This window comes from Chryseobacterium sp. Marseille-Q3244 (assembly GCF_940807095.1).
In the GTDB taxonomy this organism is placed as follows: Bacteria; Bacteroidota; Bacteroidia; order Flavobacteriales; family Weeksellaceae; genus Chryseobacterium.
Window position 1 is genome coordinate 158058 of the sequence record NZ_CALNWX010000006.1, and the last position, 22210, is coordinate 180267.

Consider the following 22210-nt stretch of genomic DNA (forward strand, 5'->3'; position numbering starts at 1 on the left):
GTTTTTGGAAACTTTTTAAGTAGTACAGAAACCATATTTTATTTTAAAAGTACCCTAGATGAAACATTTATTCTGTCTGCTGCTCACTTGCCTGTTTTCAGTTTTGGCTGTTGCTCAGAAGCATGATTTTAATACTTATATTGAGACTTCCGATATCCGGAATTTCTGGACAGCCTATGATGAGGTTGAGAAGTTTAATAATCCGGAAGAAAAGATATTCACATTTCAAAAGTTATATGTTGATAAAGCAACTCCCGGTTTAAAAGATTTTGTTCAATCAAGGAACTTTACTTCTGAGCAATGGATTGAATCTTTTGGATCAAAGCCAAAATTCTGGAAATCTATCAGAAGTAAAACAGAGCAAATTCAAAAAGATTTTAAAAATATAGAAAGCCTTTATCAAAATTTCAGTTGGCTATATGCTGATTTTTCACCACCTAAGATTTATTTTACGATGGGAAACCTTAAAGGTGGCGGAACAGTAATCAACGGGAATCTTATCATAGGTTCTGAGCTGGCTGCTTCAGATAAGACAGTGGACTATTCTGAGCTGTCCAAAAACTATCAGGACAGGATGAAGATCAATTCAGGAATTATTTTTCTTACTGCCCATGAACTGGTCCATACTCAACAAAATTTAAGAGGAACAAAAACCAATTTATTAGGGCTTTGCTTGAAAGAGGGATCTGCAGATTTTATAGCAGAGCTATTAACCGGGAAAAAAGTTGAAGCTCCTTATATAGATTATGGAATGCATCATCAAGATTCTCTGTGGAATGATTTTCAAAAAGAAATGAAAGCTGATAATTTTCAAAACTGGTTATCCAATACTGCTGTCATCAAAGACAGACCTGCGGATCTGGGATATTTTATGGGATATATCATCACCAAAAGATTTTATGAAAGATCTGGAAATAAAAAATTGGCGATCAATACTATCATGAATCTGGATTTCAGTAATACAACTGAAACAGAGCAGTTTTTAGATAAGTCAGGATATAAAACTGAAGCAAAGTAAAATACCAAACACCTCTTTTTCTTACCTTAGTAAATGAATAATATGATCTGTTTGTTATTTCTATAGTAATACTTGTATGAATAGCCTCATAGAGATTAAAACAGTTTCATAGCGAAAATTTATGGTATGCAGGTTAATTTTAATGAGATACAAAAAATTATCGACCATATTGAAGCCAATTTTGATAGGGAAGTAACTGCTCATGAGATAGAATCAATGTCTCATTATTCTTACCGTAATTTTCAACGCATTTTTTTTAAACTTTTTAATGAAACGATTTCCGGGTTTCAAAAACGTCTGCGTTTGGAGAACGCCTATAAAAAACTGATCTATACAGAAGATACTCTTTCTGAAATAGCATGGCAGGTGGGATATTTTAATATTCAATCCTTTTCAAAGGCATTTAAAAAACAATATTCTATTTCTCCGGCAGAAGCAAGGAAACAGAAACAGGATATCTTCAAAGAATTTATAGAGAACCATGGTACAGATCTGAAAATTGAGATCAAATATAAAGATACAGTATCCGTTTATTGTAAATTTATAAAGGCTAAAGATTATAATAATCAGGAAATTGATGCATTATGGAAAGAAATTGAACCGGATGCTGAGATATTTGAAGCCGCTTATGGAATCATCCGTGACCAACCTCTGATAACCAGTCATTCACACTGTAGATATGGTGCGGCAGTAATCACAGATGACAAGATTAAAGGATTGGTAAAAAACGAAATTTTTGGTGGGAAATATGTAAAGTTCACCCACCATGGCCTTTATGGAAATATTTTGGAGACTTATCGTTCATTCTATCAATCATGGCTTTCCGGGAAACAGTTTTTGTTGGGTAATTCCGATGTTATTGAAGAGTATGAAGAGGCAGAGGTTACTCATATTTATTTTCCATTGTATGAGTAAGATGTCCTTTTAGGACAAGAATTGATTTTTTGAGTCTTTAATTTTGCATCAGTAAATGACGGTAACGGGAGTTTATCAAGCAAAATTTAAAAAACAAAAACAATGAAAAAATATGTATTTCTCCTCATCTTGCTGATTCCTTTCAGTGGCAAATCGCAGATTTCTATCCAGGCGTATGCCGGCAATAAAGAAACTGAGATATTGGGGATTTATGATAAAGACTTCGGAAATAAATGGAATTATTTTGCATCGGGAACTATAGGTTATGACTATACTCTGAAAAAAGTAAATCCTGAACTCTATCAAAATATTAATTATGGAATTGGGAAGAATCTGGGGATTTCTGCGGGTATCCATATTTCTGATAAAGATATTATGCCCTCTGTTGGGTTGGCGTACGGAAAAGCAAATGATGTTTTTGGAATAAGTGTATTTCCAGCATTAACGTATTCTACGGATGCAAAAGAGCTTGGATTAGGTTTATATACTTTAATGGAATACACGCCAAAGATTAATGAAAGGCTAAATTTTTACAGCATGTTGATTGTAGAGTCTGATTTCAGTTTTAAAGAACATCAAGCCAGCAGCCAGGTTATTCGTCTGGGATTAGAGAATAAAAAGAAAATGCAGTTCGGAATAGGAAGTAACATTTCCCAGACAGGAAACAGTTATGAGACTGATGTCAACTTCGGAGTATTTATTGGAAAGAAATTTTAACGATATGAACAAATTATTCACACTTACTTTTATATTAGGTTTTATGTATACTATGGGACAAACCTATCATTTTCCTGAAGAATCTTCACTGCACGAAGGAACCTGGCTTCAATGGCCTCATCATTACCAGCATGGTAATACGTACCGTGAAAGAGTAGAAAAGACCTGGGTTGATATGACAAAAGCATTACAGTCAGGGGAAAAGGTCCACATTATTGCTTATAATGAGGATGAGAAAAAAAGAATCATCAAGATTTTAGAAGAAAAAAAGATTCCGATGAAGAATGTGGATTTTAGAATTTATCCTACTGATGATGTATGGATCAGGGATAACGGACCGATCTTCGTAAAGGATAATAAAGGAAATGTATTGATTGAAGATTGGGGATTCAATGGCTGGGGCGAAAAGTTTGACTTTGAAAATTGTGATGAAATTCCACAACGCATAGGGACAGATCTCGGAGTAAAGGTTATTAATTTGAATGAAGAAATGGTTAACGAAGGCGGATCAGTAGAAACAGATGGAAACGGAGTTCTGATGGCTTGTAAAAGTTCAGTAATCAGCCAGAAGAAAGGAGCTACTAGAAATAAAGGGATTACACAGGAAGAAGCTGAAGAAATGTTTGAAACCTATTATGGAGTATCTAAAGTGATATGGCTGGATGGTGTTACCGGATTAGATGTTACAGATATGCATATTGATGGTTTCATGAAGTTTGTCAACGCTTCTACGATGATAACCATGAATGAGGATGACCTTTTAGAACTCGGACTTTCCGATAAAGATATTAATACACTTTATACTGCTTCTAATACTGAAGGGAAAGAGTACAAGAAAGTATATTTGCCCGCTACTAAAAATAAAGTAAAGACAGCTTATGGTAAACAGCTGGATGAAAAAGGGTCTTACGTTAATTATTATGTTGCCAACACCGTAGTTTTAGTTCCTAATTATGGAGATCCTAATGACCAGGTAGCTAATCAGATTATTCAGAAGCAATATCCTGGCAGAAAAGTAATAGGGATAGATGTAAGAAACTTATATGAAAATGGTGGTATGGTACATTGTGTTACTCAACAGCAACCTGCCGGAAAGTTGATGAAGTAAGATAAGGTCTTCATTAGAGCATTATGATACCTCCCATAATATTAGGAATTTGGGTGTATCATAATGTTTTTTTTGTGTTAATTTTTTTATGGAAAATATATATTTACCTATTTCATTTTCTTTATTTGTAGAAAATGTTAGTAAAAAGATATGGAAATTAGTTGCTAAGTAGGTTGTATGATTAAGATATAATGTCAGTTATTCAATGATTTACATAATGTTTTATGATTTGGTCTGTTATTTTTTTGTAAATTAGTAATGAAGGGTTATTCAAATTCAAGTGAAAATTATAATCCTTTTTTTCAATTCCGGCGGACAAGCCGAACACCGCATCACAAAGTAGGCAGACCCAAAAAATACTCCTATGGCTAATCTATTTCAAACACTTACCAACACCGTTAAACATTGGTATATTCCATTGATCTTTGGAATTCTTTTTTTGATCTGTGGTTTTTATGTATTCAATGTACCGCTTGCAACGTATGTAACACTTTCTATCTTTTTTAGTGTTTCATTCCTATTCTCGGGGATTACGGAAATATTCTTTTCCATACAAAACAGCAAATCTCTTCAGGGATGGGGCTGGTTTCTTGTAAGTGGACTTTTGACTACAGCAATTGGTATTTATCTGATCGCTTATCCACAGATTTCAATGTCTATTCTTCCGTTTGTAGTAGGATTTACCCTTTTATTCCGGTCTTTTCAGCTACTGGGATTCGCTTTTGATCTGAAAAGTATGAAAATAATGAGCTGGGGAAATGTTGCTTTGGCAAGTGTAGGAGGAATAATTTTTTCTTTATTGTTGATATTCAATCCTGTGTTTACAGGAATTTCTTTGGTAACCTTAACTGGTGTTTCGTTTATTTTTATGGGAATTGCTTCTATTATGTTAGCTTTAGATCTTAGAAAAGTTAAAAAGATTCCTGGAAAAGTAAGTCAGGAACTTAGGGATAAGATAAAATCTATTCAGGATGAAATTGATGACCTTAAAAAATAACTGATTAGCAAATAATAACAAAGATCTCCAAGGGAGGTCTTTGTTGTTTTTAATGAGAATAAAATTTGATTTTGAACTCGATAGCCTTGACAAGACTATTGAGTCTTTCCTAGTGAATCTTCACTATACTTAAAATATTTTTTCAAGGGCAATTTGCCGGAATTTTTAATTCTTATTTTCCAGGCTTTTCTTTCCCTTGTTTTTTATTAAATTAGCTTTAGTCTGAAATAGCTAATTATTTGATGATAGTGTTAGAAATGAATTACTTTTAAATACTCCATAGAAATATGAAAAAAATAGTACTAATAACCTGTACGGCTATATCTACAATAGCATTTTCTCAAAAAACCTCAAGTAAAGGAGAAACTAAACTGGTCAACAAATATGAAACAAGACAGCCTCAGGATTTCTCTGTTCCCCCGCCACCGGTTAATCCTTTTCCAGCTCAGTTTCCTGATGGAAATAAAGCATTTATAAAAAAGATTGAGCAAAACTTAAATAAGGATGCTTTGACCTCCTTGTCGAAAGCCCTTACCACAGAACTGATTGTAAAAGTAGATGGTGAGGGTAATGTTATCAATATTTCAACTTATGGGAAAAATGAGATATTTAATAATGAAGTAAAAATAGCTGCTACAAAATCGACAGAGAAAATAAAATGGGTTGCAGGAAAGAATAGTAAAGGAGAGAAAGTGGTAGATATTGTGAGAATTCCGTTTCGTTATAAAAATTAATAATTACAGAATAAACTATCTGATCTATCAAAGTATCTTCTCACCGCAGATCTGAAAATAAAAAAATCAGTCTCATTTTGAAGTAATTTTTTATGATAATAGTTGATAAGGTAAACGCAGATGAAATATAAAATACAAAGAGCTATAGAAGAATATAATATAGATGATGGATATATCCATAAAGATTATCCACTAACTATTACAGCAGAGGAAATTATACACGTTTTAGATGATTTTGTACTCAATGAAGATGATGATGAAAATGAAATTTATGATCAATATGAGTTAACAATGGAGCAGCTTGAGAAATTAAAGCCTTTTCTTGAAAATAATCTCAATGAAGATTTTGGTCAATATTTATATCAATTAGCTTGTTATGACCAATCAGATAGTGATGAAAGTGAGTGATCCTATTTATAAATGATAAGGCTTTATAAGTTGTTTAAAAAAGAATACATTTATGGAAAACAATAATCAGGTTTTGAAAGTTTCAGATATCAAAAATCTTATCAGGCATCTTTCAGATGAATTGAATAAACTGGATGATGCAGATGGGGTAGAATTACATGATGATTTATATTGGAATATTCTGGATAATGAATTATATAATCCTTACCATGAACCTGCAAAACTTACAATAGGAAGTCTTACTGAAGATTGGGAATTCTTACAAAAATTTCGAAGCGGAGGACGGGAGATGATTGATTATGATTTGTATAAATTAGCTTCAATATTAAAGTTTCTGGGAAAGAATAATATTATGAAGAAAAAGTAGTATCTTATTTTTTGTAAAATTACCCATTATCAAAAACAACAAGAATAAAAAATAGTGATTAAATACAATGGCATTGATAACATTATTGATAGGTTTAGTTCTTATTTATTTTAAATTAAGCTCTAAAGAAAATGTCTTTAACGTGAAAAGATATGATGATTCTATGTATGATGAAATGCTTTATTATAGAGGATGGGTTGTTGCTGTTTTATTAATCGTGGTTTCTTTGGCAGCTCTTTTTAAGAATGCTATAGATTTCATTGCATAAAAGTACTTATCATTAATACTGCCTGCCGCGAACAATCAATAAAAATCCGACTCTAAAAACGAGCCGGGTTTATTTTTGTTATGGGTTTCCGTATTTTTTTATTTAAACCTTACTCTAGTTTTGTTGAAAATTTAAAAACTAGAAACATGAAAAAAGTTTTATTATGGCTGGTATTGGTGTCAGCTACTGTCGTTTATTCTTGTGGAGAAAGTAACGAGGAATCAGAATCTGCAGGATATTGTACCTATAATGGGCATACACTTTATACGGGTGAAAAAGGAGGATGTTATTATTTATCTTCCGGAGGAAATAAGGAATATGTTGATAAGAGTTATTGTAGAAAATGTAACTGAAAATTTGAAGGAGAACCAAAACAGATGCTTGTAGTATCTGTTTTTTATTTGTTTTTCAGATTACATAGATAAAAGCAAAAACCACTCTTTTAAAGAGTGGTTTTGTAGACCCACAGGGATTCGAACCCCGACTGACGGTACCAAAAACCGGAGTGCTACCGTTACACTATAGGTCTGCTTTATTTTGGTTTTGCAAATTTATATATTTTTTTCTTATTTACAAATTTCTTTCTTGAAATTCTGATTTTTTATTTAAAATAGGATCTAATTTTTATAGGAAAATTAGATATATAAAGTAAAAAAAACCATCCTTAAAAAGGATGGTTTGTAGACCCACAGGGATTCGAACCCCGAATGACGGTACCAAAAACCGGAGTGTTACCGTTACACTATAGGTCTGTTTTATTTTGGTGGTGCAAATTTACAGCTTTTTTCTTTAGATGCAAGAACTTTTTGATTTTTTTTTTAAATTTACTGAGGATTTTATTTACGGAAAACATGCTGATAGACTTCAATAATCTCAATATTAATCAATTATCCTTTCATTCGGAATTTGAAAAAAAAGTTAAAAATTTTTTAGAAGAATGGGCTTCTGAAGGAGAAACTGTAAAAGTACAGACTTCAGGCTCTACAGGAGTTCCTAAAATTTTCGGGATCGAAAAAAGAAAAATGATGAATTCCGCAGTCATGACCTGCAATTTTTTAGGTTTAAAAGACGGGAATGTAGCATTATTATGCCTGCCTGTAGAATATATTTCAGGTAAAATGATGGTGGTGCGTTCTATGGAAAGGAAATTGCAGTTAATAGTCAGAGAACCATCGTTACGTCCTGTGGAAAACCTGAACCAGGAAGTAGATTTTTGTGCTATGACTCCGCTTCAGGTAGAAAACTCATTGGATAAACTACATCTGATCAAAAATTTGATTATCGGTGGAGCAGCCGTTTCTGAGAGTTTAAAAAATAAAATTCTTCAGATGAATCTGGACCGTTCAAACCGGATTTTTGAAACCTATGGAATGTCTGAAACACTTTCACATATTGGTTTAAAACAGTTGATGCCTGAACCGGAAGAATATTTCACCGTTTTTGAAAATGTTTCCATTTCTTTAGATGAAAGAGGCTGTCTGACTATCTTTGCTCCTGATGTGAATGCAGAAGTATTGGTAACTAATGATTTAGTTGAAATTAAAAATAATAGACAGTTTAAATTTTTGGGAAGAATAGATAATATAATTAATTCAGGTGGAGCTAAAATTTTTCCGGAAGAATTAGAGGCCTTAGTTAAAAAAGAAATTCCAAATGAAGCCGTCTTTTTAGGATTGCCTGATGAAAGTTTAGGCCAGAAATTAGTCTTAATCATTGAAGGAAATCAGTCTGATGCGATTATTCAGAAAATTTCTACAGTTCCTTTTGATAAGAATTTTCACAAACCCAAAGAAATTATTTTTATAGGTAAAATTCCAAGAACGCCGAATGGAAAGGTAAACAGGCTGGAATTGTATAAACTTATTATAGAAAATATTTAAGAATGTTTGTTTCCCGATTTATGATCTTCGGGATCTAAATGAACAAAATTTTAAACAATGAAAGAATTTTCAAAAGAACTCAGTTTCAAAACTTCCCGAAGCAGTGGAGCGGGCGGACAGAATGTCAATAAAGTAGAGACATCCGTGACTGTACTTTGGAAAATCACAGCTTCTGAATTGTTTAATGAAGATGAAAAAGCATTGATTCAGGAAAAGCTTAAAAATAGAATCAACGCTGAAGGTTTTTTATTCCTGACTGTTTCTGAAAGCAGAACTCAATTAATGAATAAAAACAAAGCTATTGAGAAAATAATGGAGATCGTAAATAAAGCCCTTATTGTTCCTAAAAAAAGAACCGCTACAAAGCCGTCCAGAGCTCAAAAACAAAAGCGGTTGGACAGCAAAAAGAAGCTTTCTGATAAAAAAGAAAATAGAAGATTTAAATTTTGAGTTGCCTGTTTCACGGAAAGCCCTATTTTTGCCGGAAATTTTTTTAAAAAATGATAAAAAAACTAATGCTACTGGGAGCTATTTCGACTTCTTTACTTTCTTACGCCCAAAAATTTTCATTTATCCCCTCTGTAGGATATGGTTGGAGAGTTGCTGAAACACCTTCGGGACTTTCAAAACAGGAAAAAGATTGCATCAAAGGATTAAAAAGCGGACTTCATTTTGATCTTTCTGCTTATTATCACGTGAACAACGTTGGAATCGGGGTGAAATTTTCCAATTATAGCGCATCAAGCAATGGAATGCTATCTGTAGAGAATTCTCAGAGGAATACAATCTACATACCTATAAGTACAACAGATAATATAACCTTTATTGGACCTTCTATCATGTATTCCAATTATAGTGAGCCAACGAAACACAAATTGATTCTTGATGCTGCATTAGGGGTTATTTCATACACTACAAAAACAGGTAATGTAAAAGGAACCGGATCTAATCTAGGATTAGATGCAGGTTTTGGTTATCAATATGCATTGTCTGACCATATTTTTATAGGACCGAAATTAAGTGTAACAGCAGGAACATTAACCAAAATGAAAATTAATGGAACAACAGTTGAGCTAGGTGATGCAAAAGAAGGATTAACCAGAGTTTCTTTAAGTGGAGTCGTTACATTCCATTTTTAAGTTCTATCTTTGTTAGAATTAAAACAACATCATAATGACAGCAACCATCTTTTTATCTGAGGATCGCCGACGAGCAGGATTGTTGCTGTCATTATTGTATTTACATACTGATTCTTTTCTTAAAAGTTCCAAGGACTTTATCAATTAAGCCCTGTCAGGATTCAAGACAGGGAATTATTCCGGATTTTTTATTTATTGTTTTTTTTGCGGTTTTCTATAGAAGGAGGCAGATTGATGTCTGGATTCTACATTGGATCGTTTGGGAAGTACTGCATTTTTAATCTTAAAAATTAAAAAAATGTCCGAACATATTACGGTAACCACAGGGATTTATGATGCTATAAAAGATACACTTAGAAGAAAAAAGGTAAGCATCGGGGAAGAGAAAAGATTAACTGAAGAATTGAGAAAAGCCAAACAGGTACTGAGAAGAAACCTGCCGGAAGATATCGTAACAGTTAACAGAAAAGTAACTTTAAAAGATCATACACTGGATGTTGAACACGAATATATTTTTGTGCCTTCTACCAGAGAAAAACTTAAAAAGAATAAGCATTCCATTCTTTCCAATATAGCTCTGGCTGTAGTTGGATATAAAGTAGGGGATATCATCGACTGGCCTTTCAGAGAAGGCGAAAGAAAAATTGAAATTGTAAAAGTGGAAGCCTGGGAAGGCTAAACTTTGTCATATAGGGTTGAATTTACGAAGAAAACGTAGTCCATTTTGGGCTGCGTTTTCTGTTTTTAGAATGAATACCTTTGAATATTTTGACCATAATTTTATACTATATAAATAAATCTTTATTTTCTTATTAACTACATTAAATAATTATTTAGTCAAGATCTATATTTCACAGTTTTAAAGTTCAAAATTTGGCAAATTAAAGATATTTTTAACTCTATTTGTAGTGATTTATTAAGAAAATTAATAAATTTTTTATATTTTAATTTATCATCAATTTTTTTATGAAATAAATAGAATTCAAAAAGCTCCTATTTATCGAGAGTATACTGTTTTTTTGTCTATTTAAATCTCTATTTTATGAAAAATAATATATCTCTTTATAGGGAGTTTATTTTTTCTAATGTTTTTTTTCTCTGTATGTATTATATTTGCTATAAAGTTAGTCAATTTACATGTTTGTAAATAAATTTTTTATACACTTTTAAGTGAATAAATGTTAGAAAATTTATTTTTAATTATGAATGAGTCTATACTTTTTCTAGGGATGCTTTTCCTGATTATTTTAGCAATGATAAGTTTTATTATTGTTTCTAAAAGACCAGGAAAGTAAAAAGTGATTGCGAATAATAGTACACAATCACTTCATTGAGTTTTTAATTTAAATAGTCCGCTTTGCAGAGCGGATTATTTTTTAGTATACAAATATATACTTTCTTTTTGAAAAAAAATAATTTATCACTATTTTGGGATAAAAAACATTTTTTATTATTTTATCTCTCTATTTACTGTATTCTATTAGACTTTTTATCATTCATAATATTATAAAAGAACTTTAATATTTAACAAATGATAAAAAAGCACTCCTCTATGAGACTTTCTTCAAGTGCTTGGGCTGCATTCCGTTTTTAAGTTTTATCTTTGCAAAAATTAAAAAAATGAGCAAACCGATAACTGAATTCATAGAAAAGTATTACCTGCACTTCAACGCAGCTGCATTGGTGGATGCTTCTAAAGGATATGTTGCACATCTTAAAGATGGCGGAAAAATGATGATTACTTTGGCAGGAGCTATGTCTACTGCTGAGCTAGGAAAGATTCTTGCTGAAATGATCCGTCAGGGGAAAGTAGATTTTATCTCTTGTACAGGTGCCAATCTTGAAGAAGATTTAATGAACCTTGTAGCACACTCTCACTATGAAAGAGTTCCTCATTACAGAGATTTGACTGCTCAGGACGAGTGGGATCTTTTAGAAAGAGGTCTAAACAGAGTTACAGATACTTGTATTCCTGAAGAAGAAGCTTTCAGAAGATTACAAAAGCACATCGTAGAAATCTGGAAAGATGCCGAAGCTAAAGGAGAAAGATATTTCCCACACGAATTCATGTATAAAATGATTCTTTCAGGAGTATTGGAGCAGTATTATGAAATTCCTAGAGAAAATTCTTGGATGATTGCTGCAGCAGAAGCTAATTTGCCAATCGTAGTTCCTGGATGGGAAGATTCTACAATGGGTAACATTTTTGCGTCATACTGTATCAAAGGAGAGCTTAAGGCTACGACAATGAAATCAGGTATCGAATATATGACTTACCTTGCTGATTGGTATACTAAAAATTCAGCTGGAAAAGGAGTTGGGTTCTTCCAGATTGGTGGTGGTATTGCAGGAGATTTCCCTATCTGTGTAGTTCCAATGTTATATCAGGATATGGAAATGCATGACATTCCTTTCTGGTCTTATTTCTGCCAGATCTCTGATTCTACTACATCTTACGGTTCTTATTCAGGAGCAGTTCCAAATGAGAAAATCACTTGGGGTAAATTAGATATCACTACACCGAAATTTATCGTTGAAAGTGATGCAACAATTTGTGCACCACTAATGTTCTCTTATATCCTAGAGAATGCTTAATAAATAAACTCTTTACGAGATCACGATAGGAGCGCTTCATTTTTTTTGGAGCGCTTTTTTTATTTAAACCTCTGATGCTCTTTTAGCTTTTGCAGCTTTTGCAGATGAAGCAGATTCTCTTTAATAAGTTATAAACTGTAAGACACAAATATCTTATCAGTAGTATAAGAATTAATGTCAGCAATGACCACGTAGATATTTTTGCCACGGATGCACGAATATATGAAGTGTAATATTCTATGTGCCTATGTGGTTTAAAAAAATTGAACCACATAGGTAATAAGTATTATTATTCGTGTATTCGTGGCAATATTCGACATTATACAATTTTATCGTAGATAAAATCCTTGCGCCTTAAAGCATTATGTAGGTAAAAAAAAAATTGCGTCTTAGCGATTTCCAACAAACTGAGATTAATATAAAATAAACTCAGCATTATCTGCTAAATCTGCGAGTCAATAGATTTATTCTAATCAAGATCTGTGAAAATTGATTGAAATAAAATCAATCCAAAGAATTAACCAGTACAAAATATCGGTACGCCAGAATTCCCTTTTCAACCTTTGTCAGTGTGTTTGGGTCCTTATTACTCAGCTTCGGAAGAACCTTTTTATTAATTACATTCAGTAAACGGAAAAATGATTTTTTCATATCTTTATCTTTTAATGAAACATCATTGAGGGGGTAAGAGTTCAAAAATGATGCAAAAATTAAATATTCCCCAAAGATCTTAAGATATGGACGAAATTTTCAAACAACAGGTATACGAAGTAGCCAGACTTATCCCAAAAGGAAGAGTTTCTACCTATGGAGCTATAGCAAAAGCTGTAGGTTATCCCAATCATTCCCGCCATGTAGGAAAAGCGATGGGAGGTTGTCCTGAAGATGTTCCAGCTCACCGCGTCATTTCCAGCTCAGGAACATTATCTGTTCCGGAGTTCCAGAAGAAGTTGGAAGCGGAAGGAATTACTGTAGAAAACTTAAGAATAAAAGGTTTCAAGAAATTATTTTGGGACCCGATGAACGAACTATAAAGCTGCTTAAACTTTTTATAAAACCACAAAAGGCACAAAAGATTTTAGACACTTTAGTCTATTTTAGTGACAAACTAAATGTTGAGAAGAGCACTTAAGTTAAAAAATCAAAGATTTTTTGTCTGAGTATTGATCGGCGGGTAAAAAATGATTCTCAATCATCTGTGTATATCTGTGGAATCTTTGGTTAAGTTTAATCAGGCTTTATAATAAGTTTTTCATAACACTATCAGATACAAAATAGATTTGTGCATTCGTGGTCAAAAATAAGTGCCTATTGTAACGCAAAGTTTCTATTTTTATCCCGCAATATTTTGAGAAAGCAAAGAGGGAATCAATGGAATTGATTCTTATTAAGCGAACGCATAACTATAAAGCTTAATTAGCAACAAAGTTGAACTCTCTTAGTTTTCTAAAATAAAACATTCGAATCGCTAATTCTTTGCATGAAAAAATAAGTAAAAAAAATCACTCATATCATTGATATGAGTGACACAAATATTTTTACAGCTTAAAACCGTATTATTTCTTAGCTCTTGTAGGAGCTTGAGAATTCTTTAGTTCCTCTTTAAGCCTTTCGTTTTCTTCTTTTAATAGAGTAATATATCCTTGCAGGTTTTCAATAACAGCCCCTGGAATATTATCATAGTTATTCTGGTTAGTGATGGCCCCTGCAGAAATAGATTTATCGTTAAAGACAGGATGGTCATAATTAACAACTACTGCAGCTGTCTCATCTTCATAAATATCTTCAACTGGAACGTCTAAGAAACGGGCAAGTTTGTCCCATTCATCCTGGACGATTCTTACATCACCACTTTCTTTTCTGCTGTAATTAGATACATCCGTAGCGATGTAGTCAGCTACCTGCTGCTGGGTATAGCCTTTTTGCTTTCTGATGATACGTAATTTTTCTTTTTGCATGACCTACATTTTATACAAAAATGGCAAAAAAGCACAATGTATACAATAAAAAACTGAAAAAATACTAATGAAGTTTCACTATTGTGGGAAGATAAACCACAAAAGTTTTATGATAAAACACGTCTTTAACAAAAATTACATTGATTTTTTTGCTACAAACACTCGATTTTTTTTTAATGCTCAGATATGAAACATTATATTCTATGTACCTATGTGGTTTCAAATCTTTTTACCACATAGATACATAGGTTATAAGTGTAATTAAAATTATTCGTGCATTAGTGGCAGTCTTCAGCAGTATACAATTTTATCGTAGAAAAAATCTTTGCGCCTTAAAGTATCCTGTATGAAAAAAACTTGCGCCTTAGCGTTTTCCAACATTTAATACAAAAAAAAGACTGCTTCATTCGAAACAGTCTTCAGTAAATTATTTTTCAAGTTGCTTATAGCTTCTCTGTATAAAATCAGTCAGGTCTTTTCCTTTCAGTAGATTTTGAGAAAGTTTAGCAAGATCTAAAGCGTATTTGATTAAGCTTTGTTTCTCTTCAGCATTCTCAGTTTTTAAAATCTGATTAGAAAGTTCACTGTTGGAATTTACAACTAAGTTGTACATTTCCGGGAACCCACCCATTCCGAACATGCCGCCACCACCAGTTGCCTGCATTTCTTTCATTCTTCTCATGAATTCGGGTTGAGTAATGGTAAATGGAGCATCATTGCTGTCAAGGTCTTCAAGCTGAACCGTGAATTTAGAATCCTGAATGGCTTCTTCTACATTCTTTTTCAAAGATTCTTTTTCAGTTTCATTCAGTTTTGAAATAACGGGCTCATCTTTCTTGATCAGATTGTTGATATGATCTGCATCCACTCTTGCGAATGAAATATTTTCCTTCGTTGTTTCCAGTTTCTGGATAACGTGGGAAATGATTGGAGAATCTAATAACAGGACTTCATATCCTTTATCTTTTGCAGACTGAATATAGCTGTGCTGTTCATCCGCATTGGTTGCGTAAAGAATTACAAGCTTATTGTCTTTATCAGTTTGAGTAGGCGTGATTTTATCAACTAACTCATTCCAAAGGAAATATTTTCCGTCTGTTGTTGGATATAATGTGAATTTATCAGCTTTTTCAGCAAATTTCTCTTCTGTAACCACTCCGTATTCGATGACTACTTTAATGTCATTCCATTTTTGTTCGTAGTCTTCACGGTTTTCATTGATTAAAGAAGCCATTTTATCAGCTACTTTTTTAGTAATGTAAGAAGAGATTTTCTTTACTGCACCATCTGCCTGAAGATAAGAACGGGATACGTTCAACGGAATATCCGGAGAATCAATTACCCCTCTTAGAAGCATTAAGAAATCCGGAACGATCCCTTTTACTTCATCCGTTACGAATACCTGATTTTGGTATAACTGGATTTTATCCTTATCAATATTTAAGTTGTTGCTTAATTTAGGGAAGAATAAAACTCCTGTAAGGTTAAATGGATAATCAACATTCAGGTGAATATGGAATAAAGGTTCTTCAAACTGCATTGGATACAATTCATGGTAGAACTTCATATAATCTTCGTTGGTCAGATCACTTGGAGCGATAGTCCATGCCGGAGTAGGATTGTTGATGATATTATCTACTTCTTCAGTTTCAGCAACCGCATCTTCCGGTGCGTCTTCCGGTAAAGGAAGTGTATGTGTTTTTGTTCCGAATTTAATAGGAACAGGCATGAATTTGTTATACTTTAATAACAATTCACGGATTTTTGCTTCTTCTAAAAACTCTACAGAATCTTCTGCAATGTGAAGAATGATTTCTGTTCCTCTATCAGTTTTATCAGTTGTTTCTTCAAGGGTGAACTCCGGGCTTCCGTCGCAGATCCATCTTACTGCGGGTTCGTCTTTATAAGATTTGGTAAGGATTTCTACTTTTTCAGCTACCATGAAAGCAGAGTAGAACCCAAGTCCGAAGTGTCCGATAATTCCTGAATCCTTTGCGGTATCTTTATATTTTTCCAAAAACTCTTCAGCTCCTGAGAATGCAACCTGGTTGATGTATTTTTCAACCTCTTCACCGGTCATACCAATACCTTGGTCTATGATACGTAACGTTTTCTGTTCTTTATCAATTTTAACTTCAAGCTTAGGATTTCCATATTCTACCTTTGCTTCACCAATACTTGTTAAATGTTTTAGTTTTAAAGTAGCATCCGTAGCATTAGAAATCAGCTCTCTTAAGAATATTTCGTGGTCACTGTAAAGAAACTTTTTAATAAGTGGGAAAATATTTTCCACCGATACATTAATATTTCCTTTCGTCATAATATTTTAGATTTTTAATTTTCAAATCTTTCTCAAAAAAAATACCACGAAGAAGAAAGTGACAGAATGACATTTTTTTGAATGATAGAAACGAGGAATGATGTGGATTTGTCAAAGAAATACGCTATTTTTAATCCTTTAAAAAAAATTAAAAATGAAGTTGAAATGTACAATTTTTATTCTGTTCATCATGGCTTGCAGTCTGTATGGGCAGAAGAAGCCTTTGGACCATTCTGTCTATGACAATTGGCAAAATATAGGTGCGAGAAAAATCTCAGATGATGGAAAATGGATTGCCTATTCTGTAGATATTCAGGAGGGAAATCCTAACCTTTTTTTATATTCAGTTAAAAATAAAATTTCAAAGAAATTTGAGAGAGGGACAAAAGTTGATTTTACAGGTGATTCCAGATTTGCTGTTTTTCAGATCCGCCCATTGTATAAAGATATAAAAGCGGTAAAAGATAAAAAGCTTAAAAAGAATAAACTCACAAAAGACAGTCTTGCAATAATGGATGTTTTGAATGGTCAGACCGAGAAAATTCCTAATGTAAAAACATTTAAAATTCCTGAAAAAATGGGTTCTTATGTGGCCTATCTTCTGGAAGATACAAAAGATAAGTCTTCAGATAAAGAAGATGGTGATGAAAATAAAGAAGAAGATAAAAATGCAAAACCTTTGCAATTGGTCGTGCGAAATCTTTTGGATGGGAAAAGTACAACATACGATAATGTAATCCGCTATGAGTTCAGTAAAAATGGTAAGCAACTCGCTTTTGTGACCAAGAAACCGGAGGAGAAAAAGGATAAAAAAGAGGAAAAGGATTCAACGGATGGAAAATCTGAAGATAAAAAAGATAAAGATACTGATAAATCAAAACCAAAGAAATACACTCTTGAAACCGTACAGATAGTAGATTTGCAAAAAGGAACGGTAACTAAAATTTCGGAAATGGAAGGTGATTTTTCACAATTATCTTTTGATGAGGTAGGAAGCCAATTGGCATTCGTAGGCACTTCTTCTGCACAAAATGATTTAGTAAAGCTGTACAATTTGTATTACTTTAATTTTAAAGGAAATAAGCAGGAGTTAATCACCAATCAAAATACCCAAATGAAAAAAGACTGGGTAATTTCTGAAAATCGTGCACCTCTATTCAGTAAAAATGGAAAGCAACTGTATTTCGGTGTTGCTCCAAGACCTATTGCAAAAGATACCGCAATGATTGCGAATGACCATGCTGTGGTGGATATCTGGAATTACAGAGATGATTATCTACAAACGGTACAGCTTAAAGAATTGAAAAATGATTTGAAAAAATCTTACGCTGTAGTAATGCAAACAGAGAAACCTGATTTCTTTAGAAATATTGATGGGGCAGATCTGGATACTTTACGATTGGTAAACGAAGGAAATGCTGATTTTGCATTGGGAGTTACCAGCTTGAATAATCGAATTTCTTCGCAATGGGAAGGTTCAACAAAGAAAACCTATTTTGTGATTGATAACAAAACAGGAGAAAGAACAGAAATCGTTAAAAACTTAGATGGTTCGGTTGCTGTCTCTCCATTGGGGAAATTCGTTGTAATTTTTGATAGTGAAAAAGGAAAATGGTTGAGCTATAATGTTAAGACAAAACAAACGTTGCCTCTTACTAGTGGATTGCCGGTTTCTTTTGTGGATGAAGAGTTTGATATGCCGGATTTTCCAAACCCTTACGGAATTGCTTCCTGGACGGATAATGATGAGTCTGTCATTATCAGAGACCGCTATGACCTTTGGGAATTTTTCCTGAACGGCTCAAAGAAACCAAGAAATATTACGAATGGATTTGGACGTAAAAATAAAGTAACATTTGATACTTACGATTTAGATAAAGATATTAAGAGTCTAAACCGAAAATCTTCTATCTATTTGTCTGCATTTGATAATACAACTAAAGCAAACGGGATTTTTAAAACTTCTATCCAGTCAAATACAGATCCTGTAAAAATTCAAATGGAAGAGGTATGGGGATATCGTAGTCTTCAAAAAGCAAAAAATGCAGAAGAATATATTGTAGTAAAAGAATCCTATACAGATTCACCGAATATTTTTACAACATCAGATTTCTCAAAACAACAAAAAATAAGCGACACCAATCCGCAACAAAACCTTTATAATTGGGGAACGGACGAGTTGGTACATTGGACAACACCAAAAGGAAACACGTCTACAGGAGTTTTATACAAGCCGGAAGATTTCAATCCGAACAAAAAATATCCTATGATTGTCTATTTTTATGAAAAACTTTCTGATAATCTGAACCGTTATGTGGCTCCTTCACCAACCCCTTCAAGATTAAATATTTCTTATTTTGTGAGCAACGGATATTTGGTTTTTACACCTGATATTTCTTACACAGACGGACTTCCCGGAGAATCAGCAATGGAATATATTAATTCCGGAGTTGAAAAACTGAAGCAAAACGCTTGGGTAGATGGTACTAAAATAGGAATTCAGGGACAAAGTTGGGGTGGTTATCAGGTAGCTTATCTTATTGCACATACTGATATGTATGCCGCTGCCTGGAGCGGTGCTCCTGTAGTCAATATGACTTCTGCCTATGGAGGGATCCGATGGGGTTCAGGAATGAACAGACAGTTTCAATATGAAAAATCGCAAAGCAGACTTGGAAAGAATCTATGGGAAGCACCGGATCTTTATATTAAAAATTCACCGCTTTTTGCTATTGATAAAGTAAAAACTCCGGTAGCTATTATGAGCAACGATCAGGATGGTGCAGTGCCATGGTATCAGGGAATCGAAATGTTTACAGCATTACGCCGTCTCGGAAAACCGGCATGGCTCCTGAATTATAATGGTGACGATCATAACCTTATCAAACGCCAGAACAGAAAAGATATTCAAATTCGAGAACAGCAGTTTTTTGATTATTATCTTAAAGGAGCTAAAGCTCCGGTCTGGATGACTAAAGGAATTCCGGCGACCCAAAAAGGAAAAGATTGGGGATTTGAGTTAACAGATGATAAACCTAATTAAAATAAACTCGGCGGAGCCTTTGGCTCCGCCGAGTTTTTGTTTATCCTATTTTGAGAATATCATAACAAATAATAAACTGACACAATGGCATTTTTTTTATGATGGGCCTATTGCGAGCTTTTATTATATTTACCGCCAATTTTAACAACAATATGGGAATCTTTGATTTTTTTAAGAAGAAAGACAACAGACAGGAAAATGTCAGTGCTCCGGTTCAGCAGCAAGAAATGCCAGAGGAGAAAATAGTAGAAGAGAAAATAGAGGAAGTGGTAGAGGTAATACAGGATCCAGTATTGGAAACGCCAGTACCACCACAACCTATGGAAGAGAAAAAGGTGAATGAATTATATGAAAAGATCAAGATTTATAGTGATTATATCGTGTATTCTATTGCCCTTCAATTAAGAGGAGATTTTGCTCCTATTTCAGCGTTTGAAAAAGAAGATGGTCAAGTAGAAGGATTTGCTTATATGATTACAGATCCTACCTATGGGCTTTCACCACAAGTTGTGCTTAGCAACATGAAAGAAAAGTTTGAAAACGAGTTGAAAGAAGGGAAAATCAAGTCGTATGCTATTCTTTATCATTCTCAGTTCAATAATGATGGTAACCATGCATTGGCAGTAAACCCGGAAGATCTTAAAGCGATTACAGTTTCTTATCATTTTAATGATGGTGAGCAAAATAATATTGCATTGCCTTATGCTTTCGAGAATGAAAATGTTACTTTCAAAGGCTTTGCTGAATTCTCTCATGAAGAAAACAATGAGATCATGAATAACCAGCTGGTAGACGGTAAAGATTATTTTACAAACAGAGAAGAGATCAAAAGCCCGGAAAGTACAAATGAAGCTGGAATTATCATGAAGAAATCAAATGTTCATTCTCTTGCGAATATGTGGGGTGGGATTTTTGGTTTTCAAAATTTCCAGACTCAAGAAAAATATTCTCAATATTTGATGGAAACTATGGCTTTGTGCAGAGTAGATGAAATACCTGCGGAAGAAAAGGCTAAGCATACAGAATTTGCAGATATAAGATTCAAAACGATTATCTCTGAAGATTTTAATACCATTTATCCGGAAGTAAAAACCAATTTCTCTCTTGATTTCGAGACTAAAGAAATTCGTGAATGGGAAAATGTGGATAATAATGAAGCTATCGTAGGAGGTCTTGGAAGAGATACTTTCGGACTTTGGTTTTTCCCTACGGATTATTCAGAAAATAAAACTCAATATCAGACACAGAATAAGTTAAATATTAATTTGAGTGGAATTATTTTCGTGCTAGATCTCCATCAAAGTTTTGATTTACCGGATGGTACGAAGACTGATGAAGAATTTACCGCTTATAAACCAAGCCAGGATCTTCCTGATTATGGATGTATTGACTTTATTGGTAAGGTACTGGATATTAAAGAGAGTGAATTGCTGCCGGATGGAAGTGTAAAAGGATTTATTCTGAAACTAAGACTGATTACCAATACAGAAGTGGAAGACTTCTTCATAGTAGATGCTTTTGTAAGTAAAGAAAATATGAGATTTGCTGCCCTTAGGCTAGGAATGCAGGTTGCAGGAGCTATGCAGTTACAGGGTAAGATTGCAGAATAAAATAAGATAATATCTATATAAAATAAAAACGGTCTGAACATTCAGACCGTTTTTTATGTATTATTTGTTTTTCAGCTCCTCTTTGATCTTGTTTTCCAATTCCTCGGCAAGTTCAGGATTATCTTTTAAAACATCTTTTACAGCATCACGCCCTTGGCCTAATTTAGACTCTTCGTAGCTGAACCAAGAACCGCTTTTCTTCACAATTCCCATATCAACCGCTGTATCAAGAATTTCTCCTACTTTAGAAACTCCTTCTCCATACATAATGTCGAATTCTGCCTGTTTGAAAGGTGGAGCTACTTTGTTTTTCACAATCTTCACTTTCACACGGCTTCCGATAGCTTCGTCACCTTGTTTGATTGGTGCACTAGCTTTTCTGATATCAATTCTTACAGAAGCATAGAATTTAAGAGCATTACCACCGGTAGTTGTTTCAGGGTTACCGAACATTACACCGATTTTTTCTCTTAACTGGTTGATGAAAATTACAGTACACTTCGTTCTTGAAATGGTAGCCGTTAATTTTCTTAATGCCTGAGACATCAATCTTGCATGAAGACCCATTTTAGAATCTCCCATTTCCCCTTCAATCTCCGCTTTTGGAGTAAGCGCTGCAACAGAGTCAATAACAACAATATCAATTGCTCCTGAACGGATCAGATTATCAGCAATTTCTAAAGCCTGTTCTCCGTTATCTGGCTGAGAAATGATAAGGTTTTCTAAATCAATTCCTAATTTCGCAGCATAAGTTCTGTCGAAAGCATGCTCAGCATCAATAAATGCGGCAATACCACCAGCTTTTTGAGCTTCAGCAATAGCGTGAAGTGTTAATGTTGTTTTACCTGAAGATTCAGGTCCATATATTTCAATGATTCTTCCTTTTGGATATCCTCCTATACCTAATGCGATATCTAATCCTAAAGATCCGGAAGGAATTACTTCTATGGTATTGTCTATAGAATCATCACCTAAAGTCATTACCGTTCCCTTTCCGTATGTTTTATCTAGCTTGTCAAGCACCAATGCGAGTGCTTTTTTCTTATCATCAATGTTACTCATCTCTATTAAAATAATTTCTCAAAAATACATAATTTATAGATCAAAAACTAATATTATTTATCCCTGAAACT

The 22210-nt window shown here is 33.6% G+C and carries 22 protein-coding genes and 2 tRNA genes; 18 read left to right on the forward strand and 6 right to left on the reverse strand.

Going from position 1 to position 22210, the window contains the following annotated elements:
* Nucleotides 1-58: 58 nt before the first annotated feature.
* The 10 genes from NBX25_RS12755 (at nucleotide 59) to NBX25_RS12800 (ending at nucleotide 6885) form a co-directional block, all read left to right on the forward strand.
* Nucleotides 59-1018, forward strand: a complete 960-nt coding sequence (locus NBX25_RS12755) for a gliding motility protein GldB-related protein (RefSeq protein ID WP_250253881.1) — start codon at nucleotides 59-61, stop codon at nucleotides 1016-1018.
* A 126-nt stretch (nucleotides 1019-1144) separates the two neighbouring features.
* Complete coding sequence (locus NBX25_RS12760; protein WP_250253882.1) at nucleotides 1145-1933, forward strand: AraC family transcriptional regulator; 789 nt, start codon at nucleotides 1145-1147, stop codon at nucleotides 1931-1933.
* A gap of 102 nt (nucleotides 1934-2035) precedes the next feature.
* Nucleotides 2036-2650 carry a hypothetical protein gene (locus NBX25_RS12765; RefSeq protein ID WP_250253883.1) on the forward strand — a complete coding sequence of 205 codons (615 nt, stop codon included), beginning with the start codon at nucleotides 2036-2038 and terminating at the stop codon, nucleotides 2648-2650.
* A 4-nt stretch (nucleotides 2651-2654) separates the two neighbouring features.
* The gene (locus NBX25_RS12770; protein WP_250253884.1) at nucleotides 2655-3758 is read left to right on the forward strand and encodes an agmatine deiminase family protein; all 1104 of its coding nucleotides are present in this window, start codon (nucleotides 2655-2657) and stop codon (nucleotides 3756-3758) included.
* Nucleotides 3759-4122: 364 nt separating this feature from the next.
* On the forward strand, nucleotides 4123-4755 hold the full coding sequence (locus tag NBX25_RS12775) for an HdeD family acid-resistance protein (protein WP_250253885.1): 633 nt from the start codon (nucleotides 4123-4125) through the stop codon (nucleotides 4753-4755).
* 287 nt (nucleotides 4756-5042) lie between these two features.
* Nucleotides 5043-5489, forward strand: coding sequence for a hypothetical protein (locus NBX25_RS12780; protein ID WP_250253886.1), 447 nt, complete (start codon nucleotides 5043-5045; stop codon nucleotides 5487-5489).
* A gap of 120 nt (nucleotides 5490-5609) precedes the next feature.
* Nucleotides 5610-5897, forward strand: a complete 288-nt coding sequence (locus NBX25_RS12785; protein WP_250253887.1) for a hypothetical protein — start codon at nucleotides 5610-5612, stop codon at nucleotides 5895-5897.
* A gap of 52 nt (nucleotides 5898-5949) precedes the next feature.
* Nucleotides 5950-6264, forward strand: coding sequence for a hypothetical protein (locus tag NBX25_RS12790; RefSeq protein ID WP_250253888.1), 315 nt, complete (start codon nucleotides 5950-5952; stop codon nucleotides 6262-6264).
* A 67-nt stretch (nucleotides 6265-6331) separates the two neighbouring features.
* Nucleotides 6332-6532 carry a hypothetical protein gene (locus NBX25_RS12795; RefSeq protein WP_123857683.1) on the forward strand — a complete coding sequence of 67 codons (201 nt, stop codon included), beginning with the start codon at nucleotides 6332-6334 and terminating at the stop codon, nucleotides 6530-6532.
* A gap of 146 nt (nucleotides 6533-6678) precedes the next feature.
* On the forward strand, nucleotides 6679-6885 hold the full coding sequence (locus tag NBX25_RS12800; protein WP_250253889.1) for a hypothetical protein: 207 nt from the start codon (nucleotides 6679-6681) through the stop codon (nucleotides 6883-6885).
* Between the two features lie 105 nt (nucleotides 6886-6990).
* Here NBX25_RS12800 and NBX25_RS12805 read toward each other — a convergent pair.
* Together NBX25_RS12805 and NBX25_RS12810 are read right to left on the reverse strand one after the other, a co-directional pair.
* Nucleotides 6991-7061 (reverse strand) — tRNA-Gln (locus NBX25_RS12805).
* 152 nt (nucleotides 7062-7213) lie between these two features.
* Nucleotides 7214-7284: transfer RNA gene (locus NBX25_RS12810), tRNA-Gln, on the reverse strand.
* Nucleotides 7285-7383: 99 nt separating this feature from the next.
* Between NBX25_RS12810 and NBX25_RS12815 the strand changes: the two genes are divergently transcribed.
* From NBX25_RS12815 to NBX25_RS12835, 5 genes are all read left to right on the forward strand, one after another.
* On the forward strand, nucleotides 7384-8412 hold the full coding sequence (locus tag NBX25_RS12815) for an AMP-binding protein (RefSeq protein WP_250253890.1): 1029 nt from the start codon (nucleotides 7384-7386) through the stop codon (nucleotides 8410-8412).
* A 57-nt stretch (nucleotides 8413-8469) separates the two neighbouring features.
* Nucleotides 8470-8862, forward strand: a complete 393-nt coding sequence (gene arfB / locus NBX25_RS12820) for an alternative ribosome rescue aminoacyl-tRNA hydrolase ArfB (protein ID WP_250253891.1) — start codon at nucleotides 8470-8472, stop codon at nucleotides 8860-8862.
* A 50-nt stretch (nucleotides 8863-8912) separates the two neighbouring features.
* Nucleotides 8913-9551, forward strand: a complete 639-nt coding sequence (locus NBX25_RS12825) for an outer membrane beta-barrel protein (RefSeq protein ID WP_250253892.1) — start codon at nucleotides 8913-8915, stop codon at nucleotides 9549-9551.
* Between the two features lie 298 nt (nucleotides 9552-9849).
* Nucleotides 9850-10230 (forward strand): GreA/GreB family elongation factor, encoded by a 381-nt coding sequence (locus NBX25_RS12830; protein WP_123910079.1) that lies wholly within the window; start codon nucleotides 9850-9852, stop codon nucleotides 10228-10230.
* Nucleotides 10231-11171: 941 nt separating this feature from the next.
* Entirely contained in the window at nucleotides 11172-12146 is a 975-nt protein-coding gene (locus tag NBX25_RS12835) for a deoxyhypusine synthase family protein (protein WP_045500886.1), read from the forward strand.
* Between the two features lie 504 nt (nucleotides 12147-12650).
* On the opposite strand, the gene NBX25_RS12840 is transcribed toward NBX25_RS12835, so the two are convergent.
* Nucleotides 12651-12797, reverse strand: coding sequence for a hypothetical protein (locus tag NBX25_RS12840; protein ID WP_250253893.1), 147 nt, complete (start codon nucleotides 12795-12797; stop codon nucleotides 12651-12653).
* 86 nt (nucleotides 12798-12883) lie between these two features.
* On the opposite strand from NBX25_RS12840, the gene NBX25_RS12845 reads away from it, so the two are divergent.
* Entirely contained in the window at nucleotides 12884-13180 is a 297-nt protein-coding gene (locus NBX25_RS12845; RefSeq protein WP_068944649.1) for an MGMT family protein, read from the forward strand.
* Nucleotides 13181-13702: 522 nt separating this feature from the next.
* On the opposite strand, the gene NBX25_RS12850 is transcribed toward NBX25_RS12845, so the two are convergent.
* Both NBX25_RS12850 and htpG read right to left on the reverse strand, forming a co-directional pair.
* A complete protein-coding gene (locus NBX25_RS12850) occupies nucleotides 13703-14104 on the reverse strand; it encodes a helix-turn-helix transcriptional regulator (protein WP_250253894.1) in 402 nt (133 codons plus the stop codon).
* Nucleotides 14105-14531: 427 nt separating this feature from the next.
* Nucleotides 14532-16424, reverse strand: coding sequence for a molecular chaperone HtpG (htpG, locus tag NBX25_RS12855; protein ID WP_123910081.1), 1893 nt, complete (start codon nucleotides 16422-16424; stop codon nucleotides 14532-14534).
* Nucleotides 16425-16578: 154 nt separating this feature from the next.
* Here htpG and NBX25_RS12860 point away from each other — a divergent pair, with 154 nt between their 5' ends.
* Complete coding sequence (locus tag NBX25_RS12860) at nucleotides 16579-19467, forward strand: alpha/beta hydrolase family protein (RefSeq protein WP_250253895.1); 2889 nt, start codon at nucleotides 16579-16581, stop codon at nucleotides 19465-19467.
* A 152-nt stretch (nucleotides 19468-19619) separates the two neighbouring features.
* Complete coding sequence (locus tag NBX25_RS12865) at nucleotides 19620-21077, forward strand: hypothetical protein (protein ID WP_250253896.1); 1458 nt, start codon at nucleotides 19620-19622, stop codon at nucleotides 21075-21077.
* Nucleotides 21078-21137: 60 nt separating this feature from the next.
* Here NBX25_RS12865 and recA read toward each other — a convergent pair whose 3' ends face one another.
* Nucleotides 21138-22139, reverse strand: a complete 1002-nt coding sequence (gene recA / locus NBX25_RS12870) for a recombinase RecA (RefSeq protein WP_123857667.1) — start codon at nucleotides 22137-22139, stop codon at nucleotides 21138-21140.
* Nucleotides 22140-22210 lie beyond the last annotated feature (71 nt).

What these genes read in the sequence shown, in the direction of transcription:
- NBX25_RS12770 (WP_250253884.1), top strand. Translation starts at nt 2,655, where the DNA reads ATGAACAAATTATTCACACTTACTTTTATATTAGGTTTTATGTATACT.
- NBX25_RS12780 (WP_250253886.1), top strand. Translation starts at nt 5,043, where the DNA reads ATGAAAAAAATAGTACTAATAACCTGTACGGCTATATCTACAATAGCA.
- NBX25_RS12845 (WP_068944649.1), top strand. Translation starts at nt 12,884, where the DNA reads ATGGACGAAATTTTCAAACAACAGGTATACGAAGTAGCCAGACTTATC.
- NBX25_RS12850 (WP_250253894.1), bottom strand. Translation starts at nt 14,104, where the DNA reads ATGCAAAAAGAAAAATTACGTATCATCAGAAAGCAAAAAGGCTATACC.
- NBX25_RS12840 (WP_250253893.1), bottom strand. Translation starts at nt 12,797, where the DNA reads ATGAAAAAATCATTTTTCCGTTTACTGAATGTAATTAATAAAAAGGTT.
- recA (WP_123857667.1), bottom strand. Translation starts at nt 22,139, where the DNA reads ATGAGTAACATTGATGATAAGAAAAAAGCACTCGCATTGGTGCTTGAC.
- NBX25_RS12860 (WP_250253895.1), top strand. Translation starts at nt 16,579, where the DNA reads ATGAAGTTGAAATGTACAATTTTTATTCTGTTCATCATGGCTTGCAGT.
- NBX25_RS12790 (WP_250253888.1), top strand. Translation starts at nt 5,950, where the DNA reads ATGGAAAACAATAATCAGGTTTTGAAAGTTTCAGATATCAAAAATCTT.
- NBX25_RS12795 (WP_123857683.1), top strand. Translation starts at nt 6,332, where the DNA reads ATGGCATTGATAACATTATTGATAGGTTTAGTTCTTATTTATTTTAAA.
- NBX25_RS12830 (WP_123910079.1), top strand. Translation starts at nt 9,850, where the DNA reads ATGTCCGAACATATTACGGTAACCACAGGGATTTATGATGCTATAAAA.
- NBX25_RS12760 (WP_250253882.1), top strand. Translation starts at nt 1,145, where the DNA reads ATGCAGGTTAATTTTAATGAGATACAAAAAATTATCGACCATATTGAA.
- NBX25_RS12775 (WP_250253885.1), top strand. Translation starts at nt 4,123, where the DNA reads ATGGCTAATCTATTTCAAACACTTACCAACACCGTTAAACATTGGTAT.
- arfB (WP_250253891.1), top strand. Translation starts at nt 8,470, where the DNA reads ATGAAAGAATTTTCAAAAGAACTCAGTTTCAAAACTTCCCGAAGCAGT.
- NBX25_RS12815 (WP_250253890.1), top strand. Translation starts at nt 7,384, where the DNA reads ATGCTGATAGACTTCAATAATCTCAATATTAATCAATTATCCTTTCAT.
- NBX25_RS12800 (WP_250253889.1), top strand. Translation starts at nt 6,679, where the DNA reads ATGAAAAAAGTTTTATTATGGCTGGTATTGGTGTCAGCTACTGTCGTT.
- NBX25_RS12865 (WP_250253896.1), top strand. Translation starts at nt 19,620, where the DNA reads ATGGGAATCTTTGATTTTTTTAAGAAGAAAGACAACAGACAGGAAAAT.
- NBX25_RS12785 (WP_250253887.1), top strand. Translation starts at nt 5,610, where the DNA reads ATGAAATATAAAATACAAAGAGCTATAGAAGAATATAATATAGATGAT.
- NBX25_RS12765 (WP_250253883.1), top strand. Translation starts at nt 2,036, where the DNA reads ATGAAAAAATATGTATTTCTCCTCATCTTGCTGATTCCTTTCAGTGGC.
- NBX25_RS12835 (WP_045500886.1), top strand. Translation starts at nt 11,172, where the DNA reads ATGAGCAAACCGATAACTGAATTCATAGAAAAGTATTACCTGCACTTC.
- NBX25_RS12825 (WP_250253892.1), top strand. Translation starts at nt 8,913, where the DNA reads ATGATAAAAAAACTAATGCTACTGGGAGCTATTTCGACTTCTTTACTT.
- htpG (WP_123910081.1), bottom strand. Translation starts at nt 16,424, where the DNA reads ATGACGAAAGGAAATATTAATGTATCGGTGGAAAATATTTTCCCACTT.
- NBX25_RS12755 (WP_250253881.1), top strand. Translation starts at nt 59, where the DNA reads ATGAAACATTTATTCTGTCTGCTGCTCACTTGCCTGTTTTCAGTTTTG.